The 19,843-nt window shown below is 37.4% G+C and carries 18 protein-coding genes and 2 pseudogenes; 3 read left to right on the plus strand and 17 right to left on the minus strand.

Going from position 1 to position 19,843, the window contains the following annotated elements; translation table 11 throughout:
- Positions 1-141: 141 nt before the first annotated feature.
- The 4 genes from KI338_RS05560 to KI338_RS05575 all read right to left on the minus strand — a co-directional run bounded on the left by KI338_RS05560 (position 142) and on the right by KI338_RS05575 (position 5,102).
- Positions 142-1,500, minus strand: coding sequence for an ABC transporter substrate-binding protein (locus tag KI338_RS05560; protein ID WP_212919948.1), 1,359 nt, complete (start codon positions 1,498-1,500; stop codon positions 142-144).
- A 76-nt stretch (positions 1,501-1,576) separates the two neighbouring features.
- Positions 1,577-2,758: an anhydro-N-acetylmuramic acid kinase gene (locus tag KI338_RS05565; protein WP_244853360.1), complete on the minus strand. Its 1,182-nt coding sequence runs from the start codon at positions 2,756-2,758 to the stop codon at positions 1,577-1,579.
- Between the two features lie 14 nt (positions 2,759-2,772).
- Entirely contained in the window at positions 2,773-4,365 is a 1,593-nt protein-coding gene (gene nagZ / locus KI338_RS05570) for a beta-N-acetylhexosaminidase (RefSeq protein ID WP_212919949.1), read from the minus strand.
- A 5-nt stretch (positions 4,366-4,370) separates the two neighbouring features.
- On the minus strand, positions 4,371-5,102 hold the full coding sequence (locus KI338_RS05575) for a PIG-L deacetylase family protein (protein WP_212919950.1): 732 nt from the start codon (positions 5,100-5,102) through the stop codon (positions 4,371-4,373).
- A 346-nt stretch (positions 5,103-5,448) separates the two neighbouring features.
- Between KI338_RS05575 and KI338_RS05580 the strand changes: the two genes are divergently transcribed.
- A complete protein-coding gene (locus KI338_RS05580) occupies positions 5,449-6,990 on the plus strand; it encodes a SpoIID/LytB domain-containing protein (RefSeq protein ID WP_212919951.1) in 1,542 nt (513 codons plus the stop codon).
- A gap of 236 nt (positions 6,991-7,226) precedes the next feature.
- Here the strand turns inward: KI338_RS05580 and KI338_RS05585 are convergent.
- The 5 genes and pseudogenes from KI338_RS05585 to KI338_RS05605 form a co-directional block, all read right to left on the minus strand.
- Positions 7,227-7,479: pseudogene (locus KI338_RS05585) on the minus strand (ATP-binding cassette domain-containing protein); the annotation flags it as partial.
- A gap of 123 nt (positions 7,480-7,602) precedes the next feature.
- Entirely contained in the window at positions 7,603-8,115 is a 513-nt protein-coding gene (locus KI338_RS05590; RefSeq protein ID WP_212919952.1) for an SRPBCC domain-containing protein, read from the minus strand.
- Between the two features lie 20 nt (positions 8,116-8,135).
- Complete coding sequence (locus KI338_RS05595) at positions 8,136-8,486, minus strand: ArsR/SmtB family transcription factor (RefSeq protein ID WP_212919953.1); 351 nt, start codon at positions 8,484-8,486, stop codon at positions 8,136-8,138.
- Between the two features lie 168 nt (positions 8,487-8,654).
- Entirely contained in the window at positions 8,655-8,867 is a 213-nt protein-coding gene (locus tag KI338_RS05600) for a hypothetical protein (RefSeq protein WP_212919954.1), read from the minus strand.
- Between the two features lie 40 nt (positions 8,868-8,907).
- Positions 8,908-9,615 (minus strand): GAP family protein, encoded by a 708-nt coding sequence (locus KI338_RS05605; RefSeq protein ID WP_212919955.1) that lies wholly within the window; start codon positions 9,613-9,615, stop codon positions 8,908-8,910.
- An 86-nt stretch (positions 9,616-9,701) separates the two neighbouring features.
- Between KI338_RS05605 and KI338_RS05610 the strand changes: the two genes are divergently transcribed.
- Positions 9,702-10,295 carry a TetR/AcrR family transcriptional regulator gene (locus KI338_RS05610; protein ID WP_212919956.1) on the plus strand — a complete coding sequence of 198 codons (594 nt, stop codon included), beginning with the start codon at positions 9,702-9,704 and terminating at the stop codon, positions 10,293-10,295.
- 572 nt (positions 10,296-10,867) lie between these two features.
- Positions 10,868-10,981 (plus strand): annotated as a pseudogene (locus tag KI338_RS05615) (IS3 family transposase); the annotation flags it as partial.
- Positions 10,982-11,192: 211 nt separating this feature from the next.
- Here the strand turns inward: KI338_RS05615 and KI338_RS05620 are convergent.
- The 8 genes from KI338_RS05620 to KI338_RS05655 form a co-directional block, all read right to left on the minus strand.
- On the minus strand, positions 11,193-12,065 hold the full coding sequence (locus KI338_RS05620) for a MurR/RpiR family transcriptional regulator (RefSeq protein ID WP_212919957.1): 873 nt from the start codon (positions 12,063-12,065) through the stop codon (positions 11,193-11,195).
- 30 nt (positions 12,066-12,095) lie between these two features.
- Positions 12,096-13,049 carry an N-acetylglucosamine kinase gene (locus tag KI338_RS05625; RefSeq protein ID WP_212919958.1) on the minus strand — a complete coding sequence of 318 codons (954 nt, stop codon included), beginning with the start codon at positions 13,047-13,049 and terminating at the stop codon, positions 12,096-12,098.
- Positions 13,050-13,061: 12 nt separating this feature from the next.
- Positions 13,062-13,958 carry an N-acetylmuramic acid 6-phosphate etherase gene (murQ, locus tag KI338_RS05630; RefSeq protein WP_306345297.1) on the minus strand — a complete coding sequence of 299 codons (897 nt, stop codon included), beginning with the start codon at positions 13,956-13,958 and terminating at the stop codon, positions 13,062-13,064.
- Positions 13,948-15,114, minus strand: a complete 1,167-nt coding sequence (locus KI338_RS05635) for an exo-beta-N-acetylmuramidase NamZ family protein (protein ID WP_212919959.1) — start codon at positions 15,112-15,114, stop codon at positions 13,948-13,950. Before KI338_RS05635 ends, murQ begins: the two co-directional genes overlap by 11 nt.
- A gap of 15 nt (positions 15,115-15,129) precedes the next feature.
- Entirely contained in the window at positions 15,130-15,981 is an 852-nt protein-coding gene (locus KI338_RS05640; protein WP_212919960.1) for a carbohydrate ABC transporter permease, read from the minus strand.
- 12 nt (positions 15,982-15,993) lie between these two features.
- Positions 15,994-16,860 (minus strand): carbohydrate ABC transporter permease, encoded by an 867-nt coding sequence (locus KI338_RS05645; RefSeq protein ID WP_212919961.1) that lies wholly within the window; start codon positions 16,858-16,860, stop codon positions 15,994-15,996.
- 121 nt (positions 16,861-16,981) lie between these two features.
- Positions 16,982-18,283, minus strand: coding sequence for an ABC transporter substrate-binding protein (locus KI338_RS05650; protein WP_212919962.1), 1,302 nt, complete (start codon positions 18,281-18,283; stop codon positions 16,982-16,984).
- Between the two features lie 569 nt (positions 18,284-18,852).
- A complete protein-coding gene (locus tag KI338_RS05655) occupies positions 18,853-19,614 on the minus strand; it encodes an acyl-[acyl-carrier-protein] thioesterase (RefSeq protein ID WP_212919963.1) in 762 nt (253 codons plus the stop codon).
- Between the last annotated feature and the right edge of the window lie 229 nt (positions 19,615-19,843).

Here is a 19,843-nt window from a genome sequence, read left to right on the forward strand (position 1 = left end):
TTATAAATTAGTAGATTTATATGTGTTACTTATTGTTGTGAATTTTTTACGCTTTGATTTTCTACAGTCGAGCAACATCTTCTCAGCTATTAAGTAATCCAGTAGACTTTTATATACTGCAGCCTACTGGATTACCCATTATTATTTTTGCAGTAATGCTTCTACCTCTGGCTTCGCCGTTGCCATTGCTTCTTCAGCGGTTTTCTCACCATTAAATACAAGCTGTAATTCACGTTGAATGATTTCGTCTATTTTCTTCCACTCTGGGTGACGTGGAAGCATAACAACCTGTGAAGACATTTCTTGTGCACGTGCCATTTCTGGGTTGTCTGCGAAAGGTTCCTTCTCAGCAGCACTGATTCGTGCAGGGAAGATACCATATTCTTTTGACATTAGATATTGCTCATCCGTTGAAGAGATGAACTTCATAAATTCTGCTACAACTTCCTTCTTAGCATCACTCTCTTGATGGAACATTGTCCAGCCGCCAACACCACCAATGGTTACAGGCTCTCCGGTGGAACCAGTAGGATAATTAGCAACCATAAAGTTCGTTGGATAAGACGACTGAGTCGAGGTAATTGCCCAGGTTGCCCAAGGCTCCATTGCTACAGTTCGTTGTTCTTCATTTGCCCAAGCCTGGAACGTACCACCTACATCAGCACCACCCATGGATACAGGGGCTGCTTCTTCTACTAGCTTTAAATCTGCTAATGCTTGAATGGATTCAATAGCTTCAGGTGAATCAAATGTGAATTCAGTTAAGTCATCACTTAAAGGCTGACCTCCATTCATATAGAAGAATGGCCATGCCTCATAATATCCAGGTAGGATATAGGTAGAAAATCCGTATACATCTATCTTTCCATCACCATCACGGTCAAAGGTTAATTTTTTGGCTGTATCAAGAAATTCATCCCATGTCCATTCGCCATTAGCTGGTGGCTCCACACCCGCTTCCTTAAATAGATCAAGGTTGAGTAACATGGAGTGAACGGTTAGTGAGTTTGGAATACCATATAGTTTTCCATCATAGGTGTATGCATCTAATGCATTTTCGTAAAAATCTTTAAGCTCATCTTCGGTAAAGAAGTCATCTAAGGGCTCGATAACACCTTGATCAATATGATCTATACTTACAGCACTACCACTTATATCTACTGGAGCAATATCTGGCCAAGATTGACCAGCAATATTAACACCTAGCTTATCTGGTAACTCTGCCCAAGGAACTTTAATAAGCTCAATTTCAACACCTGGATGAGACTTTTCAAACGCTTCAATTTTTCCTTCTAGCCAAAAATATTGATTTCCTTTCCCTTCTTCGCCAGAAGTGTCCCCTTCTTGTGCCCATCTTGGACCATCCCAAATCGTAATTTTCCCTTTCCAATTACCGTCTTCATCTGTCTCCCCTGCTGAATCTTTTCCACATGCACTCAATATGAATACAAATGTAGAAGCAAATAGCAACATAAAAACTAACTTCAACTTTCCTCTCATTAAATACTTCCCCCTAGCTTTTAAGTAATCGATAGTTAATATTTAAATCATGATTGCGAAAAACTATTTCACCTCCTTAGCTTCCCCAGGCTACCTTACCCATCATTACTTTCTTGGTAGCACCTGTTGCGGATGGTAAATTATTGGTTCTCTTATTTAAATATTGATACCCCAGTAATGCAAAGACCATTGCCTCCTTTGCATCAGCCGATACACCCAATTCATCCATTCTTCGTAAGGTTACCCCATTAGGTAAAGCGCTTTCAATTTGTTTCATTAAGAATGAATTGTTACTTCCTCCACCACTAATGTAAACTTCACGAATACTTCCTTTCGCCATATGACGGTCAATTTCATTCGTTATTGTTTTTGCTGTTAAGGTTGTAACGGTTGCAATGCGGTCTTCTTCACTTATACCGAGTCGATTGGCTTCATCCCATAGTTTACGTGCATACACTTCCCCAAAAAGCTCTCTACCCGTTGATTTGGGTGGAGTTTGACTGTAATAAGGCTCACGTAACAACTCTTCTAACCATGGTCCATGAACTTTACCCGCACTAGCAATACGTCCATCCTGATCAAATGAACGCTTTCCATGTGTAATTTGATTTGCAAAATAATCGATAATCATATTCCCAGGGCCAGTATCATAGGCTAACACATCTGATTCTTCGGCATTAGCCGGGAGTACTGTCAAATTAGAGATTCCTCCAATATTGACTAGTACTCTACCAACCTCCCTATGGCGAAATAATAAATAATCAGCATACGGTACTAGTGGTGCCCCTTGTCCACCAACCGCCATATCTCTAGTGCGAAAATCCCCAACTGTTGTAATTCCTGTTCTTTCAGCTATCATGCTAATATCGCCGATTTGTAATGTAGAGGTAACTGGATGTTTGCCGATTAGCTGTGGTTCTGGTTGATGAAAAATAGTTTGGCCATGAGAACTGATAAAGGAAATATCTTCTGGTTGAAGTCCTGCGTCCTGAATAACCTTCCTTACAGCATCTGAAAAAAGCTCACCAAGCAGCATATTCATACCCGAAATCATCTCAATTCTAGCTTGCTTTGGATTACAAAGTGCTAGGATTGCATTCCGTATAGCCGCTTCATATTGGATGGAATCAAAATGCACTAGTTCCATACGTATATCATCATTCTCATAAATTTTTACGACAGCAGCATCAATTCCATCTACAGAGGTTCCAGACATAAGTCCGATAGCGTAGCAAAATTCTTTTCCAGAAAACATCATCCTCATCCCTTCTTCTATGGCAAAGTTACAGGTAATTTCCCTTTTACCTTCTCTTTTCCAAATAATGCATCCACAGCAATTTGTAATGCTGGTGTAGTAAATTCATAGGTAGCAATATAGGCAGGAATATCTGGTAAATAAGCAATATCATATGGACTTCTAGTTGCAATGACCGCGATTTGTTTATTTTCCTTATATAATGCCTCTACTAATCTTACTTGTTGATCATCGGGCATAACGGTTAGTGTGCCTACAATAACAGCCTCGAAATTCTTAGCGATTTGTTGTACTTGTTCAATTTCTTCAACCTTTGGTGGGTTTGATAATTCAACAACTTCTGTGTTTTTGTGTAATTGTCGAACCGCTTCACCAAGTGAAAAGGTTGCATATCTTTTATCCTCTACTTGCATCGCATAACTATTCTCTGGGTAAACTACTAAAATTCGGTCGGCATCCTCTAGTTGAAGAGGAAGTAAATCTCCTTCATTCTTCACGATAGTAATTCCCTGCTTATAAATCTCACGAGCCTCTACTTCATGTAACTTACTCCCGACAACTGGAGGAACTACTTCCATTGAATCTAGTGAAATATCGTCCCATGCTAAATACTTTTCCTTCAAGGCCATAACCCTACCGTAAGCAGCATCAATAACCTCTTCAGCGATTTCCCCCGATCCAACAGCAGCCTCAACTAGACTTAATGTTTCATATTGTCGCGACTGGAGATGAGAAACCATAATTAAATCAACTCCAGCTTTTAATGCTTCAACCGCTCCTTCAGCCGTTCCAATCCCCTCGGAAATAGCATTCATTTCCATACAGTCTGTCGTGATGACACCTTGATAGCCTAATTTTTCACGAAGTAGTCCTGTAATGACTTTTCTAGATAAAGTAGCTGGTACATTTTCACGGTCCTCAATTGCTGGGAAGTACACATGTGCAGACATGATTGTGTCAGCGCCTTGCTTTATCACCTCTCGGAACGGTTTTAGCTCTACTTCTTCTAGTCTTTCCATTCCATGTGAAATAACAGGTAAATCAAGATGGGAATCCACACTAGTATCCCCATGACCTGGGAAATGCTTTATTGTTGTTATTAATCCAGCATCCTGCATTCCCTTCACAGCTTGTTTTCCGAATTCAGCCACTATCTCTGCTGATTCACTATAGGAACGAACACCAATTACCGGATTATTCGGGTTATTATTGACGTCTAATACGGGGGCTAAGTTCCAGTTAATCCCTAGAGCCTTTAATTCTCTACCTGTTAATAATCCTGTTATGTAGGCATTTTCACTTCGACCAGCAGCACCTAGTAGCATAGAACCTGGAAATATTGTCGCACCGTCGCCAAGTCTACGAACAACACCATTCTCCTGATCGACGCAAATCAACAGTGGCTTTTCATGTCCTGCTTCCTTTGCTTCCCGTTGAAGCTCCTTTGTCAATGCAAGTACTTCCTCTGTCGTTCCAATGTTTCTAGCAAATAAAATAATGCCACCAACCTGATGCTCCCGTATAAGTTTTTTAATCTCAGGCGTAGCAGTCTTCCCTTTGAATCCAAATACCATGAGCTGTCCGATTTTCTTTTTTAAATCTTTTTCCATCTTAATCACTCCATTGTTGTCAAAATTTCAAAGCCTGGGATTGATTTCCCTTTTCTTGTGTTTGCACCAGTCGGGAATTTTAATGTTTGTGCATAGGTGGTTCTCGCTAGGCAACCTCTCATTGTTCCTAATGCCTTATAATAGTCATAGTAACGAAAGGAACTAGAATTCATAATAAACCAATATTGGGATAATGCCTCTAAGTATGTATCAAACTCCTCTGTGACATCAACATAAACATCTGGCACATACCCTTCCATATCCTCCCAGTTTTCACTATGGAACATTCTCGTAATCGAATGAGGTTCTAGTCCCTCTATATTAAAACCAGGAAGTGCTGCTTTTAGCCAGGCAGACTGTACTATTCTTGGACAAAGTGCATGGTCTGGATGCATACTGTTTTCCCAATGTGTAATGACGACATTAGGCTTCTCTTTACGGAAAAGCTTAGCAACTTCTGTAATCGTCTCATCATCTTCTTTCAATTCGGCATCTTTATAGTCTAAAGTAATACACTTCCCACCAAGTATTACGGCTGCCTTCTCTGCTTCTCTTATTTTTTGTTCACGATATGCTTCTACTGAAAGATGTGGAGGATTTCCTTTTTCTCCTGCAGTTAAATGTAAAAAAGTAACCTTATGACCTGCTTTGGCATATTTGTACGCAATAGCCCCTGCTTGAATTTCAGCATCACCACAGTGTGCTCCAACTATCATGACATGATACTTATCACTCATCACAACACCTCTTTTAAAGAATTTTTTAGACTAATTCAAATTTGATAACGCTTACATTACCCTTTAAAAGACGAAAAAATATATCTTTGTACTATACATATTGCTATGACTACTTTTCAGAATTATAAAATCACTACTATTATACATGAAAACGAACATTTTGAAATACAAATTCATATTTTTTAACAAAAAAATGTATTTTAATTTCAGTAAATTATTGGCAGATTCATACTTTAAGCCTACAAAACTATGAAAAAAAGTTCTTTTTCCTCATAGGAAAGAAAGAGGAATCCTCTTGTCCGTGTTGAATAGTAAATGTAAGTGCTTAAAAATCGGAGGTGAAGTTGTGATTAAAAAGCTTGGTAGACTTCTAGGCTGTGGCTTGATTGTCTTATTAACCTTTCTTGGAAACTCTATTACTAGCTTCGCAGACACCCAGATTCAAATGATTCGAATTGGTGTTGTACCATCCGCTGAATCAATTATTATTGGCGGCAAGCAAGATTTTACTATCAGGAACAAAGATACTGGTGCGATTATTTACACTGGTGTAAATAGTACCGTAACAGTAGAACTGTCCTCTTCGGCAATAATTGAGACGAATTATCGACTTCAGACTGGCTGGACCACGGATGAAGCTAATATGTTGGATTGGGTAAGAAGGGCCGAAACAGCTGGCTATGAAACCTTTATTGAGGATTATAATGGTGGCTGGCGCATGCTAATAGGAAAATTCCCTGAAAACGCGGGATGGGGAGAACGAGAAGCGTTTCGTCAAGAAGTTATCAGTAAAGGGCTTGCTAGCAGTGATTCCTTTTGGAGACTAATTACTACATCAAGTGGGGAAGAAACGATACTAGTTAGAGCTGACGACATGGAGGAAATTGTCCAAGGAGCTGTACAAATAAAGTCAGAAAATGGATTCATTACGATGAATGGAAAGCAATATCGTGGTATAGGTGAAGTTGGTTTTAACAGTAGTGGTACATTGGCTGGTATAAATGAGCTACCGTTAGAAGAATATTTATATGGTGTAGTTCCTCTTGAATTATCACCATCACCCTACAATGAGCTTGAAGCACAGAAGTCACAGGCAGTAGCTGCTAGGACATATGCCATATCTGGACTAGGTAAGCGTAGTGTTGATGGATATGATTTACTTCCAACTACAGCTGATCAAGTATATGGTGGATATGATGTAGAGCAATCTCTTTCTACTCAAGCTGTACAAGAAACAGAAGGCATTGTTGCAACATATAACGGAGAATTAATCAACGCGGTTTATCATTCAACTAGCGGGGGTATCACTGCTAACAATGAGGATGTCTGGTCCTCTGAACCAATCCCTTATTTACGATCTGTACCTGTCTCCGAGCGAGTAACCATAAATGAAAAAGATCAATCACAGAACGCAAATCGAATTAAAAGGGGTATTGAATTTGAAAAGGATTGGTCAAAATATTACCGCTGGAGTCATGAATGGACAAGTGAAGAGATGAAGTTAGTCGTGAACGACTATTTCAGTACGAATATCAATGAGGTCTATGAAATTAATGTGTTGAATCGCTCCAATGGTAGGGTTCTAGAAATTGAATTCGTTACTGATAAAGGCAACTTCTATGAATATAAAGATCGCATCCGTTGGGCACTAAAATATATGAACGAAAATGGTGACATGAGCGTATTACGTAGCACATTATTCCATATCGAGCCAATCCTCGATGAGGAAACTAACTCTGTAACCGGATTCAAGGCTGAAGGCGGTGGCTGGGGGCATGGTGTCGGAATGTCTCAAGTTGGCGCAATGGGGATGGCAGTATACGGTTATACTTATGAGGAGATACTAAAGCATTTCTATACAGGAATTGAGTTAGAGAAGCAATATTAAATTGGAAAAGTAAAAATAGGGTCAATCGGTACTGCACCTCAAAAGTTAGAGTAACCAATCTAACTTTTGAGGTGCAGTACCCTTGCCCTTCCCCTAGATATAAAAGAGGATAAAAAGCTCTTACTTGAAACAAGAATCACAGAAGTTCTCAGTAGATTGGGTATTAACCCCACAGAGAAATTAGAAAAAGAATACCAAAACCTAATTAAGCCTGACTTATTCTGAATGGTTTTTTAAATGAGGGTGGTCTTACCTGCACCGTTAGAGCCGATAATTGCCAGCTTATCACCACCCCTGACATTAAAACTGACTGCCTTTCATAATACCCGTTTTACACCAGAAACATCTTCAACACGGTATAACTCGATTTTTAAACGTTTCTGAAATCAATAAATCCATTTTAAGTGGAGGGAGTTCTTTTGTTTTCTCTTTATTCTCGAGCTTATTCAATCTAGTATCTAAAGCTATTTCCTTTTTCCGTAACTTCTTCTATTTATTTGCGATCCCTTCAAGATGTATTAAAAGGCGACTAACTAATTTGGTCAATCCCCATTGTGAATATTTTTCATCATGTTAAACTCATATTAAATTATCAAAGTCTTGTCCCCTACGTTACTTTAAGCTCCCAACCAGTGCATCTAAACTATCCCACGTTTGTTTGATACCCTCTAGCAATCCCATGTTCAAAACAGCTTGAAGAGAATCTGCTGAATCAAATTCAGAACGGCTGACCAATTTCGTTTGACTGCCTAAATCGATGAATTCCATCGTGACCTCTGGAGATGGCATAGACTCATTGATATTACCTTCTGCGTCTGAAAAATAATCGTTATAGACAATCTTTTCTGGTTCAATAATTTCTTTATAAATGGTTTTGTTCCAAGATTCCATTCCATATTCTTCTTGACTCTTATCAACACATTTCATGCAATAGTGCCATACACCCCCTGGACGAAAGTCCATGTTACAAACTGGTAGTTCCCAACCGTCCGTACTCCACCAGCGCTTTAAATGCTCTGGTTCTTTAAATAATTGAAATAGTTGATTACGCGGCATATCATAAACGCGCTCTAAAACTAGAAACCTTTCATTCTCTACTCTTGAAACCATCTTGTTATTTGACATAATTTTTCCTCCTTATTTTTTCACTCATCCCTTTTTCGATCGTTTTTCAATTTTTGTACATAGTCGTCCAGGTTGTCGAGCCTCTTTTCCAGATGTGTTTGAAAGGAAGTTGCCCAATATTCTATTACTTGGAAAGGCTCTAGTCGTAGCTTGTAATATCGACGATTAGCTTCTGGCTTTACTTCTACAATTCCATTATCACTTAGCACCTTTAAATGCTTTGAAGCATGTGGCTGGCTCAGTTCCAGCCGTTTAGCGATTTCTCCCACCGTTAGGGGTCCATCGCGAAGCAACTCAACGATTGCCATCCGTTTAGGTTCAGCCAATGCGCTCAGCATAGATATATCTATGCTTTTCAGTTTACCCATCAATGTTGTTCACCTCATTAATTCAATGTCTATTTTCATCGCATCCCCTTCCCGATGTTTGACATATTCATATTATCGAATATAACACAATCGGAATATAACTGTAAAGTTATATTCCGATTTAAAAAATTTTTTTGAATGAAGTCACTAAAATCTTGAAGAGATAATAGGTTAGTCATCTCTATCTTTTATTTTGAGAGAACCTACACCAATAATTGCTCCCAGTATAACTAAAACTATACTGGCAATGATTTCATATCCTTGCAAAGCGTCAATGTAATTTACCAGAAACCAGCTTGGCCCTCCATTTGTTAATCGGTTTATGATACCTCCAACTCCTTGAATAAATAAAAGTATACTTGCACCGCTTACAATCTCTTTCATAACACTATATCCCCTTTCAAAAAATTAACTCCTGAAATCATTACAAAATCCCCCTAATTCCAATATTGAATAAAATCGCCCCAATAACTGCCACTGCCACTAATACAGAAGACAATGGAGCTTTTACTAATTTTTTTCTTAGTCTTTCGAGCTTGCTCTGTATCCAGCTTCTAAATAGTATATAAATGATCAATAGTAAGATTGAAGGAAGTACCATAATTACGTTATAACCAAATAAAATACTAACAGACATCGCGGTATTAAACGCTAAACCATCCATTAATAAAATTGAGTAAAAATACGGTAAAGCAGTAGCAAACTCGATCGTAAACACAATGATACCAAGTATAATCATCGCCCTTAAAGATACTTGATTTGGTAACCATTCCATAAATCTTGATTCCATTCCTTTTTTAGGCTTATAAAAGCTAATCAGTACAAGTGCGGCACCAAATATCGTATTAAACCAACTTGAAATTTGATTCTTGGTCATACTTTCTATAAAACCAAGAATTGGTCCAACTCCTAGGTAAACTAAAATCCCCATCGTAAAATAGCAAAATTGTAGCGATAATAAAAAAACGAATAAACGCGATGTCAATTTTTCTTTTTGTACTAGAAGGATATAAGCTGTAATTGCCAAAACACCGGGACTTAAGATATCAATGAAAGCACAGAGCACAATAATGAGAAGTGCTGTTGTGAAATCTATGTTGGTAGGAATTAATGTTTCAATGATTTCAAGCACCTAAACATCCCCCCTTATTTATTTCACACACTGTGTTAAAATAAATAATAACACAGTGTGTGAAATAAAAACAAGAGGTGATTTGAGTGCCTAAAAAAGTTGATCATAATCACAAAAGGAAAATTATCGTTGAAACAGCTTGGAAAATCATAGAAACAGAAGGCATTGAAAAAGTATCTATCCGAAGAATTGCATCTGAAGCTGGAATGTCTACCGGAGCACTAAGACATTATTTCTCAAATCAAGATGAATTACTATTATTTATCATGGATTATTTTCTTGCTCGTGGGAAAGAACGGTCGGAGAATAAATCATGGTCAAAAAATCCTCTTATTGCGGTACAGGAAACGTTGTTAGAATTGGTTCCTGTGGATCAGGATAAACAAACTGAAACTAGCGTTTGGCTAGTTTTCGCCATTCGCTCACTTACAAGTGTAGCTTTGAACACAAAAAAAGATGAACTAACTGAAGGAGAATATATTTTAATGGAAGCACTGCTTGAAATATTGATTAAAGCAGGCTATATAAGAAAAGACATAAATATTGAAATAGAAAAATTAAGGCTTTCGGCAGTCATTGAAGGTTTATCCATACATGCTCTATTAAGACCGGATATATTCACAATTGAAAAAACAGAACAAATTATTACTCACCACTTAAATGAACTTTGCAACCAATGATATATTAGTTAAACACTTGTTTTCTAATATAAACCCTGTGGAATGAACCGACAATGAAAGGAAGTAGGATCCTACCATAAATCCGAAGAGCAATTTTAAATGTGATTTTAAAAGTAATAAAATATAAAATTGCTAACTGACGGAATCAATACGAAAGCTTAAAAAGTACACATATTAAATAAAGGATTTAAGTTGATAGTTAAAGCATGCTTTCCACATACTAACCCGAATACCTAAAATCTTTTGATTAAGGTAGAAAAGCCGGATTTATAGAGGCTGGCACATAACAAAGAGATTTATTCTAAAAACGAACAATGGCCAAATTAGCTTCGGAAATATACGTAGACTCCTGCGGGAGGAGAGGCTACGGTGAGACCCCGGAGTGCGTAGCACGAGGAGGCTCACCAGCCGCCCGCGGAACGCGAAGTATATTTCCGAAGCGGGTTTACGCTGTAACTATATGAATTGTTCGATTTTTATTTTCAAATAAATTCTTTTGTCCCAGCCTCATATAAACTGGGCTTCCCTAGTGCCAATCATGTTATTTTTTAATACAAATCACAATGTAACCTAAACAAAGAGTCGAAAACTATATTTACTGCTACAATAACGAACGTAGCAGAAGAAAATTGGCTGGTTTAAGTCCAGTGCAGTACCGAACTCAAACCAGCCAATCGGTTGTATAATTAAAACTCTAACTATTGAGAGTCACTACCATAAAACTGATCCTTTTTGACGCTTCAGCCATTAGTTCTTTATAACCTGTCACAAGGATAAATAAAATCCTCACATTATTTTAGACAATAATCTTATCACACTTACATTCCAAACAAGTGAGAACTTTATAGCATTAGAAGCAAAAAACTACTCGTTATCAAGTAGTTTTCTTTTGAATATTTATTTCTTTGCGACCATCTGATTTTTAAAAAAGGTAACTGCTTCCAGGGTTGAATCAAGGTGTTCCACCGTTTTTTCATACTCCTCTGAAGCTACACACATAAATAATATATCAATTAAATGTAGCTGTGCTATCCGTGACGATGTTGCACCACTTCGAATGACAGCCTCTTTTGCTGTTGATGTAAAGAGATTAATATCTGCATAGCTTGTCAATAAGGAGTTACCATATTTCGTAATACTTATTGTTTTAACTCCTCTCTTCTTCGACAGCTCCAATAATTTTGCAACTTCTACCGTATTCCCCGAGAATGATATACCAACAACAACATCTTTTGTTCCTTTATTAGCGATAGCGGTTGAAGCCATATGGAGATCTGAAAAAGCATGGACATGCTTATTAATCCGGAGGAACTTTTGCTCTGCATCCTTTGCTGTAATAAATGATGCGCCAAAACCAATAAAAATGATGGACTCTGCTTGAATTAATGTATGAACAGCCTCTTTTAGCCGTTCAATATTCATCATCTTAACGGTTTCATTTATCGTTTGCATCGTATTGGCTGTTACTTTTTCAATGATTTTCATATAATCTTCATTTGGCTCGATATCACGATAATCCGTCATATTTCGTTCCTGTAGGTCACCTGCAACACGTAGTTTCAGCTCCTGAAAACCATTGAATCCTAGGGATTTACAAAGACGAATAACAGTTGCACCACTTGTTCCACTTTTTTTACCAAGTGCTTGTGCAGTTAGTAGAATCGCATCTTCCGGATGCTGTAAAATAAATGCAGCTATCTTTTGCTCAGAATTTGGCAGACTGTCAATCATTTCCTTCATAATAATCAATCCACCTTTAAGATTTGCCATGTTGACTTCACCTCCTATCATGTTTCTATATTATTTCGATGTGTATTTTAACCTTGTAATAACATCACTTGTTAGCTCACCTTGAATAGCTCCTGCTAATGATCCAACAACAGGTGGTACGTCAGGTAACAAGAAAGAAAAATTCCGTTGACATTTTTCCACTAATAGATCCGATAAAATCGAGCTATTTTGAAATAGACCACCACATAGAATAATAGGAATCGAATCCTCTGTTGAAAATAATCTATCAGCTAATGTTTTCAGACTATGATAAATCTCGTCCGCGACCTGATGTAAAATAGTTGCTGCCACCTGATCCCCTTGCTCAAACGCTTGAAATACTAGCGGAGAGACTGGAGAAATTGTCAGCTTTGGACTTTCAGACTGATAAACCTTGTCAATAAGCTGTCTTCCCGTCTTGGCACCAAAATGTTCATGGAGTAAATCTAGAAGTATTGTCTTTGGTCCACGCCCATCTTCATATTGGAGTGCTGCCATTATTCCTTTTCTGCCCACATCATATCCACTACCTTCATCACCAAGAAGGTAGCCCCATCCACCGACACGATCCTGCACCTGATGTTGATTAATTCCATATGTAATGGAGCCAGTTCCACATATTTGGACAATTCCCGGTCCACCAAAGGTTCCAGAATATAGTGCATTAAGGGCATCTGGCTCAACCCTAACTATCGGAGCATTCGGAAACGAGCCTTCTATTAATTCTCTTAAATAGAAGGCGGAATCGGCACTACCTGCACCAGATATTCCCGCAAAAACAGAGCTCACCTGTTCCAGACTATTAGGAATTTTTTCTTGAATATCCTGAAACATTTGCTGAAATAATTCCCGTAAATACTGCTTTGAAACAGTATTCGGATTTGTCGAACCATATTGTTCATTGGTCAAGATATTACCATGTTGATCAGCCAACATGACTTGTGTTTTGGTACCTCCACCATCTATACCAATAACATAATTCATCCTATCATCACCTTAAACAGCATCTTTTGTTTCTAAATATTCAATCGATTCTCTTAGATTATCGTCATAATCCTTAAGAATTTCAAATGCTTCCATTGCAGAAACGTGAAATTTACTAACTAGTACAGCTGCTTTTAATCGATAATTACAAGCTAGCAATGAATTTTTTGCTGATTCTTCATCCACTTTTGCAATGTCACAAATGATTTGTATTGTCCGCTCTCTTAATTTAATATTGGAAGCCTGCACATCAACCATATAATTATCATAAACCTTTCCAAGTTTAATCATAGTAATTGACGAGATCATATTTAACACAAGCTTCTGTGCTGTACCTGATTTTAATCTAGTAGAGCCAAGGATGAACTCTTCTCCCACTATTAATTCAATTGGGTTATCTACAATAGCAGCAATTGGAGAGCTATCTCTACAAACAATTCCAGCTGTAGGAATCCCTAACTCCTTTGCTTTATTAATTCCACCAATAACATAAGGTGTTCTTCCACTAGCTGCAATTCCAATAAGTACATCGTTGCTTGTTGCAATTTCCGCTAATTCCTTCGCACCTTGTTCTTCATCATCTTCTGCATTTTCAACGGCTTGACGAATTGCACGCTCGCCTCCCGCAATTAGTGCCGTAAATAAATCTGGACTCACACCAAAAGTCGGTGGACATTCTGATGCATCTAGAACTCCCAGTCGTCCACTTGTTCCTGCACCCATATAAATTATTTTTCCACCATTTTGGATTGCCCTTATACACGATTCGATTACTGGCTTTATTTGTGGAATAGCTTTCTCTACAACGGATGGTACTGTTTGATCAGTCGCATTCATTTCTGCTAGCAGCTCTTCCACAGTCATCGTATCTAATTTTCCTGCCACACGATCCACTCCCTCATGCATCATCTTTAGCTGTGTATAGTAAATATTTTATTCGTTTTTCTTCAAACTGTTTTATAGCTTGAGGTAGTTGATTTAAAAATGCGTTTGTTTTCCCTTTTGTAATCTGCTTCCGTAATTGGTCAGTTCCTGCTAACAAATCTAAAAAGTACCGTTCCTCTTCCCCGGATTGTATAAATGTAATGTCATTTGGATAAAGACGATAGATCGTCTCCAATAATAAGACACCCACCTCAAAAGCTCGTAGCTTATCACGATCTGAGACATGGAGCTGAACTCCTTCACACACTACTCCTTCATGCTTTTGGTACATAGGTTTAAAGACTGTTGGCCGAAATAATACTCCTTCAAGCTGTAAAGCATTCATTTCGTCTGCTAATTTTCGTCCATCAATAAATGGTGCTCCAATAACTTCGAAAGGCTTTGTGGTACCTCTTCCCTCTGAGAGATTAGTTCCTTCAACTAAGCAAGTTCCTGGATACAAGACACACATATCCATCGTTGTTGTATTTGGGGTTGGTGAAACCCAGAATAAATCCGTTTGGTCAAAATACATCTCTCTTGACCAGCCCTCCATCGGAATTACCTCTAGTTCACAATCAATGGAAAATTCATGCTGGAAAAGAGTTGCTAATTCACCTATTGTCATCCCATGCCGTACTGGTATCGGGAATTGCCCAACAAAGGAAGTAAAGTTACTTTCTACGATATTGCCTTCAACGGTTAAACCATTAATCGGATTAGGTCGGTCTAATACGACAACTTTCTTTCCAGCGATACCGCACATTTGCATCATATTTGCTAACGTATAGATAAACGTATAATAACGTGTACCAATATCCTGCAGGTCACAAAATACAACATCAACATTCTCAAGCATTTCGAGATTAGGCTTTTTATCTTTATTATATAAGCTATAAATTGGCACTCCTGTGTAGGAATCAACACTCGAATCAATAAGCTTTCCTTCCTGCACTTCCCCTCTTAGTCCATGCTCAGGCCCAAATAATGCAGAAAGAGTTAGATTAGGATGGTGATGAAATAAGTCAATGGTTGCTTCTAGTTTTTTATTTACACCTGTTAGGTTTGTTAATACTCCGATTTTCTTACCAACATATGCTTCTGTATGTTTCTCCAAAAAGACCTCTAAGCCAAGCTTCATCGTCATTCCTCCTGCCTATTCCTTTACTGCACCGCTCATTGCCCCACCAATAAAGTGTCGTTGTAGTAATAGGAATATCGTGATAATAGGAATCATCGAAATAATCGCACCAGCTGCAATTAAACGCCAGTCAGATGTGAACGTTCCAGAAAGCATGTTCAGACCAAGTGGTAATGTAAACATTTCCTGTTCATTGACGATAATCAATGGCCATAGGAAATCTCCCCATGCTGACACAAACGTAAAGATGGTTAGTGTTACCATTGCTGGTTTCACAAGCGGCATTAAGACCCGGAGCCATATTTGAAAACTATTTGCCCCATCCATTCTCGCAGACTCGTCAAGCGACTTCGGTACAGTCATAAATGCCTGGCGCATTAAGAATACACCAAATGCGGTCGTGACATGTGGTAGAACCATCCCTAAATACGTATTTTGTAGTCCAAGCTTTAATGAAATAATATAAACTGGAATCATTAATAATTGGAAAGGTATCATCATCGTCGTGATAATTAGTATAAAAATTATATTTTTTCCTTTAAAGTTCATTCGAGCAAGCGGATAAGCCGCCAGTGAACAAAAAAGCACGTTTAAGACAACTGTTAATACAGATACCACAACACTATTGAACAAATATCTCCAAAATGGGAATACTTCCATTACCTTTGAAAAATTTGATAATGTAGGGTGTTCTGGTAATAGCTTTGGTGGATATTGAAAGATATTCTCACTACCAGCTTTTAACGATGTTGAAAGTAACCATAGGAAAGGTCCAATCATAAATAAGGTGATAGCGATTAATAGAATATATGAGGATATCTTTTTCACTATTTGTCGATTAGAAGATAATTTCTTTTGCTTAGCCATTTCGAATCCCCCTTATTCTGAGTTGTCCTTACCCATTACTTTTAAGTTAATGAGTGAGAATACTAAAGTTAATAAGAATAGAATAACACCAGCAGCACTAGCATAACCCATATTTAGGCGGTCGAATGCTTGGGTGTAGATGTAAAATACTAAAGTTTCCGAGCTATGAAGTGGTCCCCCACCTGTCATGATATAAATCTCTTCAAACACCTTCATTGCTGCAATTGATGACATAATTGTAACAATTAAAACAAAAGGCATAAGCATTGGTATCGTTACACGAGTCATCTTTTGCCACCAGTTCGCGCCATCAATATCAGCAGCTTCATATAAGGATTCTGGAATTGATTGAAGTCCTGCTAAATAAATGATCATATAATAACCTAAACCCTTCCAAACGGTTACAAGCATGACCGCAAATAATGCAGTCTGTGTTTGAGTTAACCACGGAATTGGTTCAGAGATAATATTCAACAAATCAAGAACATAATTCAAAAGTCCATTCTCTTTATATACCCAGTCCCATGCAATTCCTGCAACAACTAATGATGTCACAACTGGAATATAATAGGCACTTCGGAAAAAGCCAATCCCTTTTAATTTCTGGTTTACTAATACTGCTAAAAATATCGGTAATACAACAAGAGCAGGTACAACACCAATTAAGTAAATTAAGGTATTCTTTAAGGTTTTCCAGAATAAATCATCCTGGAAAAGATCCTTATAGTTATCTAATTTCACAAACGATGGATCGGTAACCATATTGTAATCGGTGAAACTCATCCAGATCGCTTGCAACATTGGATAAAAAATAAAAGCCCCAAGAATGATACATCCGGGAAGTAAAAATAAATATGGTGTTAGCTTATTCGTTCTCAAGGTTTCACACCCCATTCTCTATTTGAGGTTTATTATTATTTCTAGTAAAATTCCATTTTAAAACCATCTTATAAAATACAACCTAATAATAAGAGAGAGGGGTGATCCCCCCTCGTCTTCATTATTTTGCTAAAATGTCATTCCATTCTTGTTCTGCTTGGTCAAGTGCCTCTTGTGGAGTCATTTCTCCAAGCATAGAAGCTGAAATAGCGTCGTACATTGCTTGTCTTAGTTCATCATAGTTTTTCATTGGAGGAACTAATAGCTCAGCACTATCTAATTGTGATGCAGATACAATTCGAACTAAATCCGTTGGTTCTGCATCGTCACCAGCTTCTGTGAAGTATGGATCAGCTAGAGCTTCTACGTTAGATGGTAGAATTGGTGTTAGTTTCGAGAATTCTAATTGGTTCTTTCCATTAGTTAGGAATAAAGCAAATTTAACTGCTGCTTCCTGATGTTTTGTTTGCTTTGGAACTACAACGTTTTGTACTGACATTGTTTTCTTACCAGATTTACCTGTAATTGCTTGTGAAGGAATTGTGTTTGCGTATAGATCTGGAGCATTTTCTTTAACTTGTACAATAAATTGAGAACCGTCAAAGAACGCTACTTGACCTGCTTGATACATATCAATTGTAGAACGTTGGTCTCCAGTTAAAGCTTCTCTAGGAATTAAACCATCTTGATATAGTTTTGTGAAATATTCAAATGCATATAGACCTTCAGGTGAATTGAATGCAGCTTTTGTTCCATCTTCATTTGTTAAATCTGCACCCATCATTACCATATGTTGAAGTACTAAAGATAGATCCATTGATGGGAAATATCCATACTTACCAGTTTTTTCTTTAATGATTTTTGCATACTCAGCAGCTTCCTCATAAGTAGTTGCTGGTTTTTCTGGGTCTAATCCTGCTTCTTCGAATATTGCTTTATTATTTAATGTTACAGAAGTTGATAGATACCAAGGAATCGCAAAGGTTGTACCATTGATATTGTTTGCTTCCCAAGCACCTTTTACATATAAAGCCTTGTCTTCATCAGATACTGCTTCATCCATATTAACTAGTGCATCAAGTTCAGCTAGCTGAGATGCAAATGTTGGGTTAAGGTTTACAACATCTGGAGCTGTGTTCGTTGTAACTGCAGATAGAATTTTCTTACTTAAATCTGCTGCCGGAACATCCAACCATTTAATTTTAATATTTGGATTTTCTCCCTCAAAGTCCTTAATAATACCGTTAATATAATCTGTGAACGTTGGCTGTAACTGCATTGTCCAGAATTCTAATTCGATTTGTTCATCTCCTGAAGCATTCTTAGAATCCTTTGATTTACCTTCATCCTTGCTTCCACATGCTGAAACAACAAGCATCGTAATAACAAGTAATAGGGCTAAGAAACCTAATTTCTTTTTCATTGTTTTTCCCCTTTCTGCTTTCACCTAGTTTGTTTTTGGATTACAGAACCCATTTTTTTCTATCTATCTGAATTCTAGTAATCTAGTAGCTTAAAAGCACCTTTATTTGTAAACCCTTTCAAATCACAACCTAAGTATATTAAATTATATTCCGATAGTCAATCTGTTTTTTTGAAATAAAATTTCAGTTAGTTAGAAGTAATCCCTCATTACATGTGGATTAAACAGTTCTATTTATGTTTTACATAGAAAATTACTATAAATTCCATTTCCAAAATTAATAAATATCTTGAAATATATTTTCAAAACAAGTGCTGGTGTAAGCTCTTCTCCTTAAGAAGGTTTTTCAATGTCGATCTCGAATGGCAAAGGGAACCTCAGAATATATAGGAGAATCCGGGAACTTAGCGGAAAAAGATAGCATTCTAAATACATAATTGTATTTATCACTCACTTATTAATTGAGCTAGGTTCCTGCTAGATTATTAGTGTAAGGAGAAATAAACCTATCTATAGACAACTACCCACGGTGTTGCTAATAAAAAAACAGGGATGAGTAATAGCTCTTCTCATCCCTGTTTTTTTATTATTTTCACCTGTGATCGAAAGACCATTTTTTCATTTTCGCTTCGAATCCCTTCGACAATTACAGTATTATCATTAAGATTGGATAAGTCCTTTTTAAGGATTATCGTATCACCTGGTAATGCCTCATTTAAATAGTTTACCTCTATTGTATGTATTCGATAGTTACGGTGCTGTTCAACAGAAAAGCAATCCATGATATAATCCACATACCTTGAGTTATTTAAATGACCATTAAAGTCTATATCACTATATCCAATTGTCTTATGATAGGTAGTTTCTAGGTTTTCTCCAGCTCTTAGTTTATCTAAAGAACCTTCGATTGCTCTCTCGGTTATTATTTCCGGATAGACGAGATCAATCGAATCACTTCGCTTTAATCTACGTTTTCTCAAATCCATTAGTACCCAAACCGACGTTGCCCGAACAATAATATTACCATCTTTGTCTTTAACAATAAAATCACGTTCGAATTCAAGCTTTCCAGGCTCGAGTGGCCAGGTTTCTATTTCTATCTCTTCATCTAATTTAGGAATCCGAATCACCTCTACCCTAATTCGCATTAGGACAAATGCCACTCCATAATTTTTATCAAGTGCCTCAAACCCTACCCCAAGATTATCAGAAGCAAGATTCGCTACATCCTGAAAGAAACCAAATAGTGTACTTAACTTTAATTCCTTTTTAAAATCAACATCCCTTAAATCGATATGATAGTCTTTTTGGAAGCGAGTTACAGGTTCCATGTTATCTCTCCTAGTTCGTTTCTAACTCTATATACTTACTTTATCATATGTATCCATCATTTTTTATACATTTATTTCCCTAATAGCTTGTGCTAACTCTTTTTCCTCTACTCTTCATCCTAAATTAAAGTATAGATAGCCACAGTCTATGACCAGTTTTATTAAGACTTTGGATGAGCAAAAGCAGTAGCTTAAAAGGGCATAAAAAGCTGACCTTACACCATGAGAG

This window comes from Ornithinibacillus bavariensis (assembly GCF_018333235.1).
Taxonomy (GTDB): Bacteria; Bacillota; Bacilli; order Bacillales; family Amphibacillaceae; genus Ornithinibacillus; species Ornithinibacillus bavariensis.